This window comes from Plantactinospora solaniradicis (assembly GCF_042658085.1).
Lineage (GTDB): Bacteria > Actinomycetota > Actinomycetes > Mycobacteriales > Micromonosporaceae > Plantactinospora > Plantactinospora solaniradicis.
This window is the reverse complement of record NZ_JBHSPR010000138.1, coordinates 1-2,447: the sequence shown is the minus strand read 5'-3', so window position 1 is coordinate 2,447 and position 2,447 is coordinate 1. Positions and strand designations below refer to the sequence as shown.

3 protein-coding genes and 1 pseudogene are annotated in these 2,447 nt (G+C 65.6%); 2 read left to right on the top strand and 2 right to left on the bottom strand.

Annotated features, from left to right (window positions below; all coding sequences use genetic code 11):
• On the top strand, positions 1 to 246 hold a 246-nt coding region (locus ACFP2T_RS47905; protein ID WP_377434776.1), incomplete at its 5' end, for a MerR family DNA-binding protein.
• Positions 247 to 336: 90 nt separating this feature from the next.
• Here ACFP2T_RS47905 and ACFP2T_RS47900 read toward each other — a convergent pair.
• Together ACFP2T_RS47900 and ACFP2T_RS47895 are read right to left on the bottom strand one after the other, a co-directional pair.
• Positions 337 to 462 (bottom strand): annotated as a pseudogene (locus tag ACFP2T_RS47900) (TetR-like C-terminal domain-containing protein); the annotation flags it as partial.
• Positions 463 to 1,403: 941 nt separating this feature from the next.
• Positions 1,404 to 1,796 carry a hypothetical protein gene (locus tag ACFP2T_RS47895; protein ID WP_377434774.1) on the bottom strand — a complete coding sequence of 131 codons (393 nt, stop codon included), beginning with the start codon at positions 1,794 to 1,796 and terminating at the stop codon, positions 1,404 to 1,406.
• A 393-nt stretch (positions 1,797 to 2,189) separates the two neighbouring features.
• Between ACFP2T_RS47895 and ACFP2T_RS47890 the strand changes: the two genes are divergently transcribed.
• Positions 2,190 to 2,447, top strand: coding sequence for a hypothetical protein (locus ACFP2T_RS47890; RefSeq protein ID WP_377434772.1), 258 nt, complete (start codon positions 2,190 to 2,192; stop codon positions 2,445 to 2,447).

Here is a 2,447-nt window from a genome sequence, read left to right as displayed (position 1 = left end):
TTCCTCACCAGGATGCGGCTGTCCGGGATGCCGATGCGCGACCTACAGCACTACATTTCGCTCGTGGACGCCGGGCAGGACACGGTGCCCGAGCGGCTCGACATGCTGCTTGAACATCGCGACATCGTCCGTCGCCGGATTCGTGAGCTGACCCTCTCCCTGGCGGCGACCGAGTACAAGATCGCCACGTATGGCGGCTCGACCGGACCAGACGTTGCGGCCCTCGACACCGCGACCGAACTGTAGGGCCCGGCCGGCGCGAACAGGCGCCGATCGCTACGCCGGAACATGAGGTCGATCGGTCATTGGAAAAACGATGTCGAGCAGCTTGTGTAGTTAGGCCACGTCGGGTGCCGGGAGGTGGCCCATGAGGCGGTGGAAGATCGGCCCGTACACCAGATCCATGAGCACATCGGGGTCCGTGTCGGGCGGTAGTTGCCCCTGCTCCTCGCCCCCGCGCGGGCGGTGCCGGAACTGCTAGCGCGGGACCTTGAGCCCGACCAGCGCTGGATCCTGCTTCATGCGCCGCGGTGGCTGACGGTGCCGCTGCGCAAGGATGACGGCACGCGGGTCGTCCGAGATCGCGGCAGCCCGCAGGGCTCGGCGATCTCACCACTGTTGGCGAGCCTGTAGGCTGTATTCCGCCCTCGGGTCGACCGTCTACTTAGTCCTCGGCGCGCCATTGTAGGGGAACGATCTTGCGAATCAGAGTGAAGAAAATCGGCATGTTTGATCTTTAGAGCGGCAGGTCAGAAAGTCTGCTCCCCGCGCATGCGGGGGTGATCCCGGCGCCGGCCTACTGGCCGGCGCCGCCCTGCCCCTGCTCCCCGCGCATGCGGGGGTGATCCCATGACCAGTCCAGTCAGGATGGTCATCACGTCCTGCTCCCCGCGGACGCGGGGTGATCCCCACGTCATCCACACAGCGGCGGCCGGCGGGTCTGCTCTCCGCGCCTTTGGGTCGCCGCCACGGCGTGGAGTTGGGGCTCATCCTCGATACGCCCTCGATCACTTCTCGGGTTACGAGGTACGGAGTGGCCTCTACACGGCCGCTGGTCACCTGTGTGGTCACAACGGAAGATCCTTCGTCGCGCATCAGGGGACAGCGCCGGATATTTGCCGGCAGTCAGTTTCACTGGATCACCACGTCAGCGGACTGTATGGACCTAGGCGACATATAACGAGACACTAATAATTGAATCCGGTGTACAGGTCGACTCGTCCGTCGTCCTCCAGGTCGCAGCCTTGATCAACGCTGGGAACTGCTGTTTCTTTGGTCGCTGTCGGTCGACGTTGGTCGTCGTTCGGTGCCGTCTGACGGCCTGGCCACGGCCTGGGACGGCCTGGCGGCGGCCTGATCTTGGGGCCCGGGTGGGGCCTGGTTCGGCCTGGAGTTACACCGGCTTATGGCCTCGTGGATGGCCCGGCCTGCTGCTCCTCAGGCGCCGGCCGAAGGCGGTCCCACTGCACATCGAAGCAAACAAGACCACGCTCGACCGCCATGCGCGCGGCCTCGGCCGACACTTCCTCCGCCATGCTGTACCGCATGGCGAAGTAGATGATCGGGCCGGAGGCATTGTTGATCAGCGGTCCGTCGGACCAGGGGCTCGCGTCGTCGTCCTCGGTCATGTCGACCCAGCGATCGAGCAGGGCCTCGACGTAGGCGGCAATACGCGGCGTCGGCGAAACATTCCCATCCGCTCCGATGTACTTCCCGTAGAGCTGTACGAACGCAGCAGCGCCCGCGACATCGTCGGCCGGCTGGTCGCCCTCCCAGACAGCAAGGTCGTAAGTCATGCCGGCAGTGTGCCCGTCCCAACGACGCGTGACTGCACAGGGCCTCCGCCGACCCAAGCGGCTCGGTGGCAGGCCAGTGCTGGGGGTTGGACTGGCCAGGCAGCCGGAAGCCTCAACCTCGACGGCGTCAGCCCCGCCGGCTTACGGATCGACGAACTCGGCACCCTGACCGTGGCACACGAGTCTGTGCGGGAGTGCGCCTTGATCCTAGTACTCCAGCAGGAGATCCGTTTCAAGGCTTGGTGATGGCTTGTCGGGGGCGTAGTGGCTGATCTTGGCTACGATGCGTCGTTACCCTGGGCAAGGACGGCAGCATCTCCGGCGGCTTCCCGCTCAGCGGCGAGGGCGTCACCACCAACCCGCCGGCCTAACCACCGAACCCACGGGAGACCCATGGAAGTCAACGATTACTACCGGCGCAGCCGCCGGATCACCGACCAGCTCGCACCCAAGATCAGCCCGAATCACCGACCGTTCGTCCTGACCGCCGGAGGCGCCGGGGCCTGGGACCTGGCGATCACGGAGCTCGTCGGCGCCCTGTCGGAGGAGGACGTCGTGATCACCACGGCGGAGAAGGACGCGCTGCGGGAGCTCATGGAGTACCTCCGGGAACCTCTGACCTACCTGGAGCAGATCCGGACCTCGGACTGA